Annotated in this window: 11 protein-coding genes and 1 tRNA gene; 5 read left to right on the top strand and 7 right to left on the bottom strand. The window is 29.6% G+C overall.

Going from position 1 to position 15,592, the window contains the following annotated elements:
* Positions 1-207 precede the first annotated feature (207 nt).
* On the bottom strand, positions 208-2,274 hold the full coding sequence (locus CBquer539_RS00115; RefSeq protein WP_500836452.1) for a M3 family metallopeptidase: 2,067 nt from the start codon (positions 2,272-2,274) through the stop codon (positions 208-210).
* A 174-nt stretch (positions 2,275-2,448) separates the two neighbouring features.
* Positions 2,449-2,522 (bottom strand) — tRNA-Pro (locus CBquer539_RS00110).
* A gap of 422 nt (positions 2,523-2,944) precedes the next feature.
* Here CBquer539_RS00110 and CBquer539_RS00105 point away from each other — a divergent pair.
* A complete protein-coding gene (locus tag CBquer539_RS00105) occupies positions 2,945-3,562 on the top strand; it encodes a Fe-Mn family superoxide dismutase (RefSeq protein ID WP_500836451.1) in 618 nt (205 codons plus the stop codon).
* Positions 3,563-3,761: 199 nt separating this feature from the next.
* Here CBquer539_RS00105 and glyS read toward each other — a convergent pair whose 3' ends face one another.
* Positions 3,762-5,843, bottom strand: a complete 2,082-nt coding sequence (glyS, locus tag CBquer539_RS00100) for a glycine--tRNA ligase subunit beta (RefSeq protein WP_500836450.1) — start codon at positions 5,841-5,843, stop codon at positions 3,762-3,764.
* Between the two features lie 23 nt (positions 5,844-5,866).
* Positions 5,867-6,781, bottom strand: a complete 915-nt coding sequence (glyQ, locus tag CBquer539_RS00095) for a glycine--tRNA ligase subunit alpha (protein ID WP_500836449.1) — start codon at positions 6,779-6,781, stop codon at positions 5,867-5,869.
* Between the two features lie 413 nt (positions 6,782-7,194).
* Between glyQ and CBquer539_RS00090 the strand changes: the two genes are divergently transcribed.
* Positions 7,195-8,202 (top strand): AI-2E family transporter, encoded by a 1,008-nt coding sequence (locus CBquer539_RS00090; protein ID WP_500836448.1) that lies wholly within the window; start codon positions 7,195-7,197, stop codon positions 8,200-8,202.
* Between the two features lie 147 nt (positions 8,203-8,349).
* Here the strand turns inward: CBquer539_RS00090 and CBquer539_RS00085 are convergent, their stop codons facing one another.
* The 3 genes from CBquer539_RS00085 to dnaN form a co-directional block, all read right to left on the bottom strand.
* On the bottom strand, positions 8,350-8,766 hold the full coding sequence (locus tag CBquer539_RS00085) for an Hsp20 family protein (RefSeq protein ID WP_500836447.1): 417 nt from the start codon (positions 8,764-8,766) through the stop codon (positions 8,350-8,352).
* 219 nt (positions 8,767-8,985) lie between these two features.
* Positions 8,986-11,400 carry a DNA topoisomerase (ATP-hydrolyzing) subunit B gene (gyrB, locus tag CBquer539_RS00080; RefSeq protein ID WP_500836446.1) on the bottom strand — a complete coding sequence of 805 codons (2,415 nt, stop codon included), beginning with the start codon at positions 11,398-11,400 and terminating at the stop codon, positions 8,986-8,988.
* Positions 11,401-11,707: 307 nt separating this feature from the next.
* Complete coding sequence (gene dnaN / locus CBquer539_RS00075) at positions 11,708-12,811, bottom strand: DNA polymerase III subunit beta (protein WP_500836445.1); 1,104 nt, start codon at positions 12,809-12,811, stop codon at positions 11,708-11,710.
* A 333-nt stretch (positions 12,812-13,144) separates the two neighbouring features.
* On the opposite strand from dnaN, the gene rpmH reads away from it, so the two are divergent.
* The 3 genes from rpmH to yidC are packed head-to-tail and all read left to right on the top strand — an operon-like array spanning position 13,145 to position 15,562.
* Complete coding sequence (rpmH, locus tag CBquer539_RS00070; RefSeq protein WP_500836444.1) at positions 13,145-13,285, top strand: 50S ribosomal protein L34; 141 nt, start codon at positions 13,145-13,147, stop codon at positions 13,283-13,285.
* 34 nt (positions 13,286-13,319) lie between these two features.
* Positions 13,320-13,667, top strand: coding sequence for a ribonuclease P protein component (gene rnpA, locus CBquer539_RS00065; protein ID WP_500836443.1), 348 nt, complete (start codon positions 13,320-13,322; stop codon positions 13,665-13,667).
* Positions 13,646-15,562, top strand: a complete 1,917-nt coding sequence (gene yidC / locus CBquer539_RS00060; RefSeq protein WP_500836442.1) for a membrane protein insertase YidC — start codon at positions 13,646-13,648, stop codon at positions 15,560-15,562. Before rnpA ends, yidC begins: the two co-directional genes overlap by 22 nt.
* Positions 15,563-15,592: the final 30 nt, after the last annotated feature.

Here is a 15,592-nt window from a genome sequence, read left to right as displayed (position 1 = left end):
AAATAGAAAACACAAATTTTGAAAATCAATTTATTGATAACTTCTTTGCAAACATTCACACAAACGCACTCATTATCCTAAAAACGATGATAAACCCACATTTACATATATGATTGATATAAATAAATAAAAACTAGTTTAGTATGCTTAATTTTAAAAGTTATTTGTGTATTAAAATCTATATTTTTATAATATATGTATATTATGCTAACCAGAATTATTAATAGACACAGGAATACCATAGTACCGTAACATAGGTTCTAGTGTCATATTTTGTTTACAAAATTTTATAATGCATTTTTCTAAATCAATAGTGCCTCCCAATGTAAGTATATTGTTAAGAAATAATTTCCCTATTTTTGAATCAAGCACATCTGATTCTTTAAAACGACACCAAATATTAGACGCCAACATATCTGCCCATAAATAACTATAATATCCCGCAGCATAATCATCAGAAAAAATATGCAAAAAAGAGTTAGGAAAACGATTCCAATCTGTTAAGAAATGATGTCTTGATATTTGCTCCATTACTTCATTAAATATTTTTAATACACTCCCTTGTTCCCCCGGGATATATTCATGATGTACGCGTAAATCAAATAATCCATATATCACTTGACGTAAAAGATAAGATGACGATTGATATGTTTTTATTTTTAATAAATTACTTATTATTTGATCAGATAACGGTTCTTCTGTTTGATAATGCATAGAAATTAATCGTAATACATCGGGTTCCCAACAAAATTTTTCCATAAGTTGACTCGGCAATTCTATCGCGTCCCAAGGTACTCCATTAACTCCAGATATCTCTGGAATATCAATGCGCGTCATAATATGATGTAGTACATGTCCAAATTCATGAAATAAAGTCATCACATCATAATGAGTTAGTAGGCATGATGATTCTTGATTGTTTGAGCGATTAAAATTACAAGTTAAGTATGCAATAGGTTTTTGACTAATAGCATTATTTCGATGCATCATGCCTACTAACTCATCCATCCAAGCACCCTCACGCTTATCATCTCTAAGATAAATGTCTAAATAAAATCCTCCTATCCATTCATTTTCCTCATTAAAAATATCAAAAAATCGTACATCGGTATGCCATGTGTCTACGTTATAACGTTCTTTAATAGTGATACCATAAATATGCTTTGCTACTAAAAACATTCCAAGAAGCACTGTTTTTTCAGGAAAATAATAGCGTAACTCTTCATTCGTAATAGAAAAAAGATATTGTTTCTGTTTCTCTCTATAATATGCAATATCCCACGGATTTAAAAACGTACAAGAATATTTTTTTTTAGCAAAATTTTGTATTTCTATAAATTCCTTATATTCATAATAACGTATCTGGTCAGATAGATTCATAAGAAAATTAAATACTTGCCTTGGACTATGTATCATTCTTTTTGCTAAAGATTTTTCAAGATAAGTATTAAATCCTAATATTTGCGCTAACTCATAACGTAATGAAAGAATTTCATCCATTATTAAAGTATTATCCCATTTTCCGTTATTAGGCCCCTGATCAGAAGCACGAGTATTAAAAGCCCAATACAACTCCTCTCTAACTTCCTGAACATCACAATATACAAGAACTGAAGAATAACTAGGATATTGCAGTGTAAATAACCATCCTTTTTTTTCACAAGCCTGTGCTTCTAAGCGAGCAAGCTCCAACTGATGATCTGGGATGCCAGATAGCAAATGCTTTTTAGTTATTAATTTATTCCAACCTAATGTTGCATCAAATACGTTATTAGCATAATTCGAGCTTAACCGTGATAATCTAGAAGTTATACGCGTATATATTTTTCTTTGTTGCTTAGATAAATAAATTCCAGATAATTTAAAATTATCTAAAACATTATTTAATACTTTTTTCTGTACTATACTCAATTGTTGGTAAGAATCTCCATTCTGCAATGCCTGATAAGATTGATACAGTCCATCATGCTGATTAATCCAATTTCTATATTCAGTAACAGATAATAAGCTTTCTTCATAAACTTTACGTAATTCTATATTATATCTTACTGAATTTAAATGCGTTATCGGAGACCAAGTACGTTGCAATTCATTTTCTGCAATCATCAACGGATAATACAACGTATCCCAAGTTATACGTTTTTCAGATATTATCTGATCTACCGTATTGTAGCAATTGGTTAAAACCTTTTGAACAGCTTCTTTTACATGCTTGGGATCAATAGAAGAAAATAAAGGAAATATAGAAGAAGTTAATAACGGATTATTATCCATGCAGTAAATCCTAAAATTTATAGCTATTCAGTCAATTTTTATAAACCTTTTTATTATATCATATGCATAAATTGGAATACACGCCTAACCATGCAGTCTCGAGAAAATATTGTTCACGGTCATTTATCATGTTTCATACAAATATTAAATACAAATACATTATTATGTACCATATCGGTGAGGAAGGATTCGAACCTCCGACCTATACGTCCCGAACGTATTGCGCTGCCAAACTACGCTACTCACCGTACTTATAACTATATCAAATCATAAAACTTTTGATAACATATAAATATTCTCTTTGTTATGCATTGCGTTAATAACATATAAAACTATCAACATTTCTGCTTTAATATTATAAAGAATAACAGTATTCAATAAACATTGAAATCATATTACCCACACATTATGATACCATATTTTAACCCAGAAATCAGAAAAACACAAAAACATTACTTCATGATATAATTATTTTAATATCTTATTTTATATTTTATATGTAGAATAGAATTCTAGTACATTTTTATTACTAAATCAATAGGAGAGGAATCATACAAATCATATCTGCTAATAAACAAGCTAGTGCAATAAACTATTGTTATAAATGTACGATCTTAAATTATTTTTAAATTATTACCTTATGTTCATATAACTATGGAGAAATTTTCTTATGAGTTTTATATTACCTTCTTTAACTTATCCATATGATGCTTTAGAACCATTTTTTGATGAACAAACCATGAAGATTCATCATACAAAACATCATAAAGCGTATATTGATAACGCTAATGCAGCATTAATTGATTTACCTGAATTTTCCCATCTACCTGTTATAGAATTAATAGCAAAATTAAATCATTTGCCTGATCACAAAAAAACTGTATTACGTAACAATGCCGGGGGGCATATTAATCATAGCTTTTTTTGGAAATGTCTTAAAAAAAACACTATACTGCAAGGATCATTAAAAGATGCAATAGAATACAACTTTTCTAGCATCTCTTCTTTTAAAGACCGTTTTGAAAAAACTGCTATCAGTCATTTTGGGTCTGGTTGGATATGGCTAATAAAACAAAATAATATTTTATCTATAGTATCTACCTCCAATCAAGATAATCCATTGATGGGAACAGATATTTCTGGAACAGATGGATACCCAATTCTTGGATTAGATATATGGGAACATGCTTACTATTTAAAATATCAAAATCGTCGCTTGGATTATATTAAATCTTTTTGGCATGTAATCAATTGGAACGAAGTGCATGCACAATTTAATCGAGTATAAAGCGATTTGTTAACCGTAAGTCAACCATATTATCAATTTCGTGTTATATCAAACTACTCTAAATATAGAGTATAGGTTAATTTACGAATTTGTAAGTTCAAATGTTTAAATATGAAAGTTCAGTAGCCCGTAGGAACTTGAACTCAAGTTCCTACGGGCTACTGAAAATAATGAACACTCATGTGCGCATGATATATGATTAAACATGTAATAAAGAAACATCAGCAACTTTTAAAAATAGGCTTTTAACTTTTTTTAATAGAGTTAACCTATTGATTTTTATATTTTCATTGTTATCCATAATCATAACATTATCAAAAAATGCATTAACCGCACTGAATATTGTTATAGCAACAGTTAGCGCATCATAGTAACGATGCTGGGCGCATAATAGCTGTAATTTCTTTTCTATTAAAATTACCTCTCTGGCTAAATGCATTTCTTCCGGGGTTTTTAACAAAAAATACTGAACATCATCATTGTAAGATATTTGTTTTTTTAATAAAATGTTTGATATGCGTTTATAAATTAAATTTAATTTAACATTTTCTTTTTTTTGAGATCTGCAAAAAACAGATATCCCCTCTATTCGGTCATTGATATCTACTACACTAGTGGTTTCAACATTTAAAACTGCTCTAATAATGTTAGCTTTATAACCTCTTGAACAATACCACGCAAATAAACGATTATACATAAAATTATGAATATCATTAATAACTGTGGCATTAGTTAATTGTGGATCATATAATTTAACCGACTCTTGTATTAAATCGAATAAATTTATTGGTAATTTTTTATATATAAGAATACGTAAAATTCCAATTGCAGATCTTTTTAAAGCAAATGGATCTCTGTTGCCTTTTGGAAATTCTTTAATACCCAATATACCTGATATAGTATCTATTTTATCTGCAATAGACACAGCACAAGAAATATGAGTAGTAGGTAATTTATCTTCAGAAAAACGTGGTTGATAATGTTCTTTTTGTGCTAATGCTATTTCTTTTGATTCGCCATCACGAAGAGCATAATACATGCCAATAGTGCCTTGAGTTGAAGGGAACTCAAACACCATATTGCTCATAAGATCACACTTACATAAATATCCAGCACGTTTTGTTTTTTGTATATCTATACCTATCTGATTAGCTAACCATCCAGATAATTTTTCTATACGCCAACTTTTAGCGCGCAAGGTACCAAGTCTTCTATGAAATAAAACAGAATTTAATTGAGGCATATAATCTTCTAAACGACATGTATTATCTTTTATCAAAAAAAACTCTGCATCCATTAAACGCGGAGTTATTACATTCTCATGTCCAACAATAATTTGTTTATAGTTATTTGAAATTGTATTGGTTACAAAAATAAAATACGGTAATAACATTCCATCGACAGAATTATATACTGGAAAATATTTTTGATCGTATCTCATAATATGAAGTATCACCTCACGTGGCAATACTAAAAACTTCTTATTAAATTGACCAGAAAGAACTACAGGCCATTCTACTAAAGAAGTGATCTCTTCTAATAAACTATTATAATCCTGAATATCTACAATGCCTCCAAGTCTTTTAGCTTCTTTTTCTACTTCTGTGCATATGATATTTTTACGTGTAGCATAATCTGCTATTACCCAACCTTTTTTAATCAAAATATCTGGGTAATGATCTGCATGTTCAAGAATAATTTTGTCATCTTCCATACATCTATTCCCATATAATAGTCGACCTGTATTTATGCCAAAAAAACAACCCGAAATAAGATATGTATCTAACAATACAGTCATAGTACGAACAGGTCGAATAAACGGAATATCTATGTCGCCCCAACGCATCATTTCATAATTATTTAATTTTTTTAAAGCAGAATTAATTATTCCACACAATAAATATTTTAAATTTTTATGTATTTCTACATTATCATCACGCTCTAATGTTCCTTGAAAATTATTAGCACATGTGGTGCTTGTAACATGCATCTTATTAACTATAAGATTGCGTGTACTTTTAGTGCCATATTGATCATACGTATCGCGGTCGTTTAATTGATTGAGACATGTAACATTATCATAAAAATTTCCTTTTATTGTTATATTAGCCTTGACTGCTAAACGACACGAAGATGCAAACCAGTTAACTTTGTCGTAAACAAAACCATTATTTTTTAAACCATTAACAATCTGATAAAAAAAATCTTTTCCTAACCTTTTTAAAATTTTAGATGGTAATGATTCAGTACCAATCTCTACTAAAAAAGTGCACACTTTCATTATACAATTATCCTTGCATTATATTATAATTTCCTCATACACATAGGAAACCCTAATGTTTCACGAAATACATAATAAGCTTCCGCGGTCATTTTGGCTAATTTACGAATACGTAGGATATAATTTTTTCTTTCTGTAATAGAAATTACTTTTCTAGCATCTAATAAATTAAAAATATGTATTGCTTTTAAAATCCCTTCATATGCTGGAATGAGCAACGGCTGTGTCATAGTGATTAAATATTTTATTTCTTTTTCATGTTGACTAAAAATTTTAAACAAAAAATTTATATTTGTATATTCACAATTATATATTGATTGTTCCAATTCATTTTGGCGAAACAAATCTCCATACGTAACAGACCCTAAAGCTCCATGACTCCAAACTAAATCATAAACATGATTGACTCCTTGTAAGAACAAAGCTAAGCGCTCCAAACCATAGGTTATCTCCCCAGTAACAGGTCTACATTCTAATCCACCTACTTGCTGAAAATAAGTAAGTTGTGTTATTTCCATACCATTTAACCAAATTTCCCAACCTAATCCCCATGCTCCAAGCGTAGGATTTTCCCAATTATCTTCGATAAAACAAATATCATTTTTTACATGATTCAATCCAAGCATTTTTAAAGAATTTAAATATAATTGCACCATATTTTTTGGAGAAGGCTTCATGATTACTTGAAACTGATAATATTTCTGCAATCTATTTGGATTTTGACCATATCGGCTATCCATCGGACGACGTGACACCTGAACATAAGAAACAGCAGCAGGCTCTGGGCCAATAGCGTTAAAAAAAGTCATGGGATGAGAAGTAGCTGCTCCAACTTCTATGTCTAACGGCTGAGCTATCATACAACCACACCGTTCCCAATAATCTTCCAATGCTCGTATTAATCCTTGAAAAGTTTTCGAATTATTGTTACCGTACATTTTATATTATCTATTTAAAATTGCTGTATTATTAGATTTATTACAATAATCACAATTATTCATAATATTATTCATGACACTGTAGTATATATAAATACAGATTTATATTTACAAAAAGTAATTGCTATAATGTAATTAAAATATTTTAAATTTAGAAATAATATGCATTAATACATAGAATATCGCAATGTATTAATACTGATATGTTTTGTGCCGTTAGCGTACATACAGATACAATTATGAAATCCGCGGAAATCAACTATTTAAAATACGTTAACTCTATATTGGCATTGTAAGTATAATATATAATAAAATGAAAAATTCATACGTAAAATTACGAAAACATTGATTTGTTCTTAATGTTGATCATGGATTGTATATTGACGACATCAATATGGATTAAGGCATAAAGAATGATTTCTCAAAAAACACCAATCATAATAATTTCTTATCTCATAATGTTTATTTCTATAATGATTGTGATACCATTAGGTTTGTTTCCTTGTTTTTTTTCTGGATTTTTAACTTATGAGATTATAGTGTCTTTTGCATCTTACTTTGAACGTTTTATCGGGATCAGTCGTGCTCGTTGGGCTGCAGTAATATTCATTATTATAAGTATAACTATTGTTATAGCTACAGGTATTGTTAATTGTGCCAATTTTTTAACAGAAGATATTAATACAGTTAGTATCTCCATTGAGATTAACAGAATTTTTTCTGATTTTAAAAAAAAACTTCCTGATTTCTTACCTTCTTTTTTACCAAATACTACCGAAGAGTTGAAAGATCAAGTATTTACTTGGATTGAATCAAACTTAATTCTTATTCGAAATATGGGACATACTTTTTTGCACGGATTTATCACTTTGTTAGTGGGACTAGTAGTAGGTATCTTGATATCTTGCACTAAATCTACAAAAAAACACACCAATAATACATTTTTTGTTACCCAATTATCAGAACGTATATGCAATCTTTCTCAGGCATTTCGTAATATTGTTTTTGCTCAAATTAAAATTTCTTCAATAAATACATTATTAACATCTATTATAATTTTTGTTTTATTACCATTAATTGGACAAACTTTACCATTAGGAAAAACTTTAACTATCGTTACTTTCATTTTAGGTATGTTACCAATTATAGGAAATCTTATTTCCAATCTTATGATTACTATTGCTGCTTTATCTATCTCATTAAGCATCGGAGTAATGATGCTTATTTATTTAGTATTAATTCATAAATTAGAGTATTTTCTTAATGCCGAAATCATCGGAAATAGAATTAATGCTAATCCTTGGGAATTGATACTTTCAATGCTTGTACTAGAAGCAATATTTGGTATAGAAGGTTTAATAGCAGCTCCAATTTTTTATGCGTATCTAAAAACCGAACTGCGTTTAAAGAAATTAATTTAATATTTTAAACTTAAAGTACAATGTAAGAAAATGAATGACTGATTAAAAAATCTAAAATCATACCGGGCCTTATCGATTTATATCACAACAAGATAAGGCCCGGTATGATTTTTCACGCATCGCATCATTAGCAATAAACGGGTAAAACTATTTAATTTCTATTTCTATACGTCTTGGTTTTAATGTATCTGGTAATATTCTTTCTAAATGTATATAAAGTATTCCATGTTCCAAATGTGCCCCTGTTATTTGAATGTGTTCAGATAATTGAAATTTTCTTTCAAAATTATGCTCAGTAATACCCTGATACAGATAATTTTTAGAATTTTGATGAGAATCAATATGTATTCCTTTCGCTACTAACATATTATCGTGCATTGTAATATCCAACTCATTATGTGTAAAACCAGCTACTACAATAGAAATACAATATTTGTGTTCACTAACTAATTCAACATTATAAGGCGGATAATTGCCATTACTTTGCCCTATCTCCAAAAAATTAACTAATCTATCAAATCCAATAACAGACCCGTACAACGGTGAAAAATCGAAATTGCGCATATATAATACTCCTCAAAAAAAATGATTATTAATGTTTAGAAAATCAAAAATAAAATATAATTACTATTATGTCTTTTGCACTGATATCATCACCTATACTATAGTACTATAACTATAGGTACTTTTAATATCAACCACATAATTACAAACAAACAATCTATTGACTTATAAAACTATTTTAATACATATAAATTTATATATAAAAATTATACTTATAGTTTAATAATCTACATTAGTGACTTTTAACGCATTTTCTTCAATAAATGTCCGCCTCGGTTCAACTAAATCACCCATAAGCGTGGTGAACAAATGATCAGCTTCCATCGCATCTTTTATTGTTACTCGAAACATACATCTGTTTTTTGGGTTCATAGTTGTTTCCCATAATTGACCGGGATTCATTTCACCGAGTCCTTTATAACGTTGTATAATTAATCCTTTTCGAGACTCTTGCATGAGCCATTCCATGGCTTGATCAAAAGAGTACACCTGTTTGCGATATATCCCATATTCTATATATGCACCTGAAAGAATTAATTCGTTCATTTTCATTCCAAAAGATACTAGTTTTTTATATTCGTGACTCTTAATAAAAGTCATACTTAATATATAATCTGTATTCATACCGTATGTTCGTATACGTAATATTGGTTCAAAATACTTATGATCATGATTTTTTAAAATAATAAAATCATAACTACTACCATATTCTTCGAAAGAACTCAATGAACCAACCAAAGATTTCATCCATATTTCAACGCTTTCATAATGATACCATTGTTCTTCAGATAATACAGAATGATAAATTAACCTATTAAGTAATACCTTTGGGAATTGACGTTCCATGCAAACAACAATTTTTTGTATTAAATAATATTCAAAAATCAATTGTTCCAATATTTTTCCCGTCAAAGGGGGCGTATCAGGATTAACGTGAAAACGAGCATTTCCTACCGCTATTGATATTTGATATCTATTCATTGCTTCCTCATCTTTAAGGTATCGTTCTTGATGTCCTTTCTGCACTTTATATAAAGGAGGTTGTGCAATAAATATATGCCCTCTTTTAATAATTTCTGGCATTTGGCGATAAAAGAAAGTTAATAATAAAGTACGAATATGCGCACCATCGACATCTGCGTCCGTCATAACTATAATATTATGATATCTCAATTTATCTGGATTGTATTCGTTTGGACCAATACCACATCCAAGAGCAGTAATTAATGTCATTACTTCTTGAGAAGCTAACATTTTATCAAAACGTGCTTTTTCCACATTTAAAATTTTACCTTTAAGCGGTAAAATTGCTTGATTTTTCCGATTCCTGCCTTGTTTTGCAGAACCACCAGCAGAATCTCCTTCTACTAAATATAATTCAGAATAAACTGGGTTTTTTTCCTGACAATCAGCTAACTTTCCTGGAAGTATTGAAAAATCTGATAGTCCTTTACGACGTGTTAAATCCCGAATTTTTCTTGCTGCTTCTCGCGCACGGGCTGCTCCTATAACTTTATTTATTACATTTTTAGAATCTGACGGATTTTCTAAAAAAAATTCTGTTAATTTTTCACAAACTAATGACTCAACAGCAGTTTTCACCTCTGATGAAACTAATTTGTCTTTAGTTTGAGAAGAAAATTTTGGATCCGGTATCTTAATGGATAATACAGCAACTAGTCCTTCCCTAGCATCATCTCCTATAGTAACTATTTTAAGTTTTCTATTATGCCCTTCTTTATCCATATAAAAATGCATTGTTCTTGTGATAGCAGCTCTTAACCCTGCTAAATGAGTCCCTCCATCTCTTTGAGGGATATTATTAGTAAAAGAGTATATCTTTTCCTGAAAATTATCATTCCATTGTAATGCAACTTCTATATTAATCCCTCCTTTATTCCCTAAGCAATAAAATATATTAGGATGAATTGGCGTTTTATTAATACTCAAATACTTTACAAAAGCTTTCAATCCTCCTGAACAACGAAAGTTATCTTCTTTATTGTTACGACGATCAAATAAAGTAATTACAATTCCAGAATTCAAAAATGATAACTCTCGAAAACGTCTAGCTAAAATGTCATATTGAAACTCAGTCTTATTTGTAAATGTTTTAAGACTTGGCCAAAAGCGTACTGTGGTGCCACTCTGTTCGCTATCGCCTATGACTTCTAAAGGTGATTGTGGTATTCCGTTACAATACACTTGTTTATAGATTTTAAAATCTCTTTTTATTATTAATTCTAATCGCTCCGACAATGCGTTTACTACTGATACTCCAACACCATGCAATCCACCTGATATTTTATAATTACTATTGTCAAATTTTCCTCCGGCATGTAATATAGTCATTATAACTTCAGCTGCAGATACTCCTTCTTCTTCGTGTATACCCGTAGGAATACCGCGACCATCATCTTGAACTGACACTGAATGATCCTGATGAATTGTTACTACTATTTGCTGACAATATCCCGAAATGGCTTCATCAATAGCATTATCTACTACCTCAAATACCATATGATGCAATCCTGTTCCATCGTCAGTATCTCCGATGTACATCCCAGGACGTTTTCGTACCGCATCTAATCCTTTTAAGATCTTAATGCTTGAAGAATCATAAATGCTCAACATGAACTTATTCCTGTAATAATGCACATACAACTTAAATTAGTTTTTTCAAACATATACATTCCAAATCACCTTAATCGAACTATTAAATTTACTAAATTATGCACACATGTGTGCATAATTTAGTAAATGCCTTCGAATATTTATTCACATGCAGTGAATAAATATAAATATATTTTTTATTTTTTAAATGTACAATCACGTTATATAAATTATCTATTTTAATTTTACTATTAATTTCGCACCACAAAAATCTAATACACATTTTTAACATTAAAATACATATTCTATGACAACCTGTAAATCATTATTATATACGAATTGGCATAACTATATATGTTGCTCCATGACATTTCTCTACGCCTTCAATATGAACACTAGATATTTCATTTGTCAAAAAAAACCGTAAAATCTGAGAATCCATTACATTCAGTACATCAAGTAAATAATCTACATTGAAAGATATTTTTGTGTCTTGACCTGAATATAATACATCTAACATTTCTTCCGATGCTTCATGTTCGAAATTACGCGCGGTTATTTTTAATTGATTAGTAATTAATGTAAATTGCACGATACGAAGCTTTTCATTAGCAAGAATAGCTGCACGTTTTAAAGCACACTTCAGAGTATCAGATGCTACTTCTAGAATATTTTTTGAACGATTTAAAAGAATATCATGACAATCCGGAAACACACCATCAATCAATTTAGAGGTGAAAGTATAATTATCTGTCTTCATGCGAAGACTATTATTATTTGTTTGAATATGAACTAATTCTTCCTTAATATTTAATAAACGTAATATTTCAATAATTCCTTTACGAGGTATGATAACCGACTGATGGGGCAATAATGACTCTATAATTGTTTCACAACTTGCTAAACGATGTCCATCTGTCGCTACAATACGTAAAATATGTTCTTTAGTCTCAAAAAATATACCGTTGAGATAATATCGTACATCTTGATGACCCATAGAAAATTGAGTAAGTTCAATCATTTTTTTAAAAGTAGTTTGGGGTATAAATAATTTTAGTTTATCATCCCATTCCTCTAATTTAGGAAAATCTGAGGAAGAAAACGTAGATAAATAAAATTTACTGTATCCAGAACAAATAATCAGTTTTTTATCTTTTGATGTTATAGAAATCTCTGATGATTCAGATAAACTACGACAAATTTCAAAAAACTTACGCCCTGGTACCGTAATAGATCCAATAGGATATTTATCCTTTAACATCACTCGAGCTGTTATCTCTATTTCTAAATCTGTAGCAGTAATACACAAACAGTTGTTATTGATTTCTAATAACACATGAGTTAGGATAGGCATCCTAGGACGCCCACTAATAATACTCACAACTTTTTGCAAAGGCTGATACAATGACTTCCTATCTATTAAAAAATTCATAGCTAAACTAAACTTATTTAAGAATTATATTTTCGACAGTTGCATGACGATAATGTAAACTTTAAATTTTAAATACATACACGACAGTATAAAATATAAACCATAAAACACAAACGCATTAATATATTGAAATTTATATAACACATCCACGCAAATACTTCTCTCTATTAACACTATTCTTACCAAATTAATTCTTATTAAGAAAGGATAAAACAAACTTTTTAAATATTTTGACTTTATGTATACTATCCTGTATATATGTAATTTATGTGCAAATAAATAAAGCAATTAAAAATAATTCTTATTATTAAGTAAATATATAAAAATTTAAATATGAAACGCACCTTTCAGCCTTCCATATTAAAACGCAATAAAACACACGGATTTAGAGTAAGAATGTCAAGTAGACAAGGTCGTCGGGTATTATCACGACGTAGATCTAAAGGACGTATTCGATTGGTTGTATCTGCTTAAATATTCAATAGAAGAAACTATCAGTGCAAACCAGATGAATAAAAAATTTTTGCCTAAACGAGCGCGGTTGTTAACTTTAAACGAGTTCGTTTTTGTATTTCAAAAACCAGAACGTGTGAAAACAACCACAATCGTTTTATTCAGCCGATCCAATCACTTAGGATATCCTAGGGTTGGACTAGCTATCTCAAAAAAATATATTAAGTACGCTCACGAACGTAATAGAATAAAAAGACATATGCGTGAGACCTTTCGCACAAAACAACATAACTTGTCATCTAAAGACTTCGTGCTAACTATTCGATCAAAAGAAATTATTCATTTAAATAACAAATCATTGATAAAAGAACTTGAAAAATTATGGTATCACCATTCGTGTTAATAGAAAAAAGCATAATATGGTTAATACGCAGATACCAAATCAGTGTTAGTCCTATATTAGGTCATCATTGTCGTTTTCAAATAACATGTTCTCAATATGGGATCAAATCAATACGTAAATTCGGAGTGTTACGAGGTAGTTGGATTACATTAGTGCGTATATTACAATGCCATCCCTTAACTTTAAATAAAAATGAAGATTTTAAATATTATTCACATTCACATATTCAGGACATAATCAACATGGATTCGCAACGTAATTTCTTCGTGATAGTTTTTCTAATTATGTCGTTTATACTATGGCAAATATGGCAAACGGAATATCATCAAAAAACTAATATTCCAAAAACAGATATACATGAAAATACGTGTCCACTGATTCGTTCTAAAAATAATGATGAAATGAAACATATTCACGGTAGAAGTCACATAATTACAGTCAAAACAGATGTACTTTTACTAAAGATAAATACCTATGGAGGAGATATTGAAGAAGCATATTTGACAAATTATTTAGATAATTTACATTCTAAAAAACCTTTTCATTTATTAAGTACTTCACAAGAATTTATATATCAAACGACCAGTGGATTGATAACCGAAAACACACCAAATAAATCGTTTAATAACAAAAAACTATTATACACTACAGAAACTGATCAAAATACATACATCTTACCAAAAAATAAAAACAAATTGCAGTTAACTCTGATACATCGCGATTCCAATGGCATTACATATGCTAAGAATTACATTTTCAATAGAAATGACTATTCCATATACGTATATTATACCATCAACAATATGAGTACTAATCCATTAAAAATTAAATTATTTGGTACTCTAATACAATCTGACCATTATCCTAAATCATATAATAACAGCAATAACGAGGACAATTTTCCTTTATACTCTTATCGAGGATCAGCATATTCTACTGACAAAAAAAAATATGAAAAATATAGCTTTAAAGACATAAAAAATAAGAATTTAAACATTAGCACCTCTCAGGGTTGGATAGCAATGTCACAAAAATATTTTTCGACAGCTTGGATCCCTCTTACTCAAGGAAATAATACATTTTATACAACCTGTTATGATGATAATAATGTTGCTATAGGTTTTCAGTCTGATTTTATATATATACCAACAGGAGAACAAGGTCAATTAAAGTCTATACTATGGATAGGACCAAAAATTCAGGAAAAAATGAAATCCACAGCCCCAAATTTAGATCTAATAATTGACTATGGATGGTTGTGGTTTATTTCGCAGCCATTGTTTAAATTATTGAGTTTTATTTATAGCTACATAGGAAATTGGGGTATATCTATTATTGTTATAACATTAATTATACGTTTAACCATGTATCCTTTAACTAAAGCGCAATACACTTCTATGGCGAAAATACGTATGTTACAACCTAAATTATCTACAATACAAGAAGAATATAAACATGATAAATACCAATATCATCAAAAAACTATAGAATTATATAAGGAAGAAAAAGTAAATCCATTAGGAGGATGCTTACCTTTATTAATCCAAATGCCCATATTCTTAGCTTTGTACTATATGTTATCAGGTTCTGTAGAATTGAGGCACGCTAAATTTGCTTTTTGGATTCATGACTTATCCGCTCAAGATCCTTATTATATATTGCCGGTATTAATGGGAATTACTATGTTTTTTATACAAAAAATGTCACCCACTACAATTACTGATGCGATACAGAAAAAAATGATGACTATTATGTTAATAATTTTTACTATATTTTTTTTATGGTTCCCGTCCGGTCTGGTGTTATATTATATAGCAAGCAATGTAATTACTATCATTCAACAACATGTGATTTACCAAGGACTAGCAAAGAAGGGGTTATATAACAAAAAATAATAATAAATATTAACATGATTTTTGGCAACA

This window comes from Blochmannia endosymbiont of Camponotus quercicola, assembly GCF_059935335.1.
The sequence above is the reverse complement of the archived record's forward strand: the minus strand, read 5'-3'. Positions and strand labels throughout refer to the sequence as shown.

What these genes read in the sequence shown, in the direction of transcription:
- CBquer539_RS00115 (WP_500836452.1), bottom strand. Translation starts at nt 2,274, where the DNA reads ATGGATAATAATCCGTTATTAACTTCTTCTATATTTCCTTTATTTTCT.
- CBquer539_RS00105 (WP_500836451.1), top strand. Translation starts at nt 2,945, where the DNA reads ATGAGTTTTATATTACCTTCTTTAACTTATCCATATGATGCTTTAGAA.
- glyS (WP_500836450.1), bottom strand. Translation starts at nt 5,843, where the DNA reads ATGAAAGTGTGCACTTTTTTAGTAGAGATTGGTACTGAATCATTACCA.
- glyQ (WP_500836449.1), bottom strand. Translation starts at nt 6,781, where the DNA reads ATGTACGGTAACAATAATTCGAAAACTTTTCAAGGATTAATACGAGCA.
- CBquer539_RS00090 (WP_500836448.1), top strand. Translation starts at nt 7,195, where the DNA reads ATGATTTCTCAAAAAACACCAATCATAATAATTTCTTATCTCATAATG.
- CBquer539_RS00085 (WP_500836447.1), bottom strand. Translation starts at nt 8,766, where the DNA reads ATGCGCAATTTCGATTTTTCACCGTTGTACGGGTCTGTTATTGGATTT.
- gyrB (WP_500836446.1), bottom strand. Translation starts at nt 11,400, where the DNA reads ATGTTGAGCATTTATGATTCTTCAAGCATTAAGATCTTAAAAGGATTA.
- dnaN (WP_500836445.1), bottom strand. Translation starts at nt 12,811, where the DNA reads ATGAATTTTTTAATAGATAGGAAGTCATTGTATCAGCCTTTGCAAAAA.
- rpmH (WP_500836444.1), top strand. Translation starts at nt 13,145, where the DNA reads ATGAAACGCACCTTTCAGCCTTCCATATTAAAACGCAATAAAACACAC.
- rnpA (WP_500836443.1), top strand. Translation starts at nt 13,320, where the DNA reads ATGAATAAAAAATTTTTGCCTAAACGAGCGCGGTTGTTAACTTTAAAC.
- yidC (WP_500836442.1), top strand. Translation starts at nt 13,646, where the DNA reads ATGGTATCACCATTCGTGTTAATAGAAAAAAGCATAATATGGTTAATA.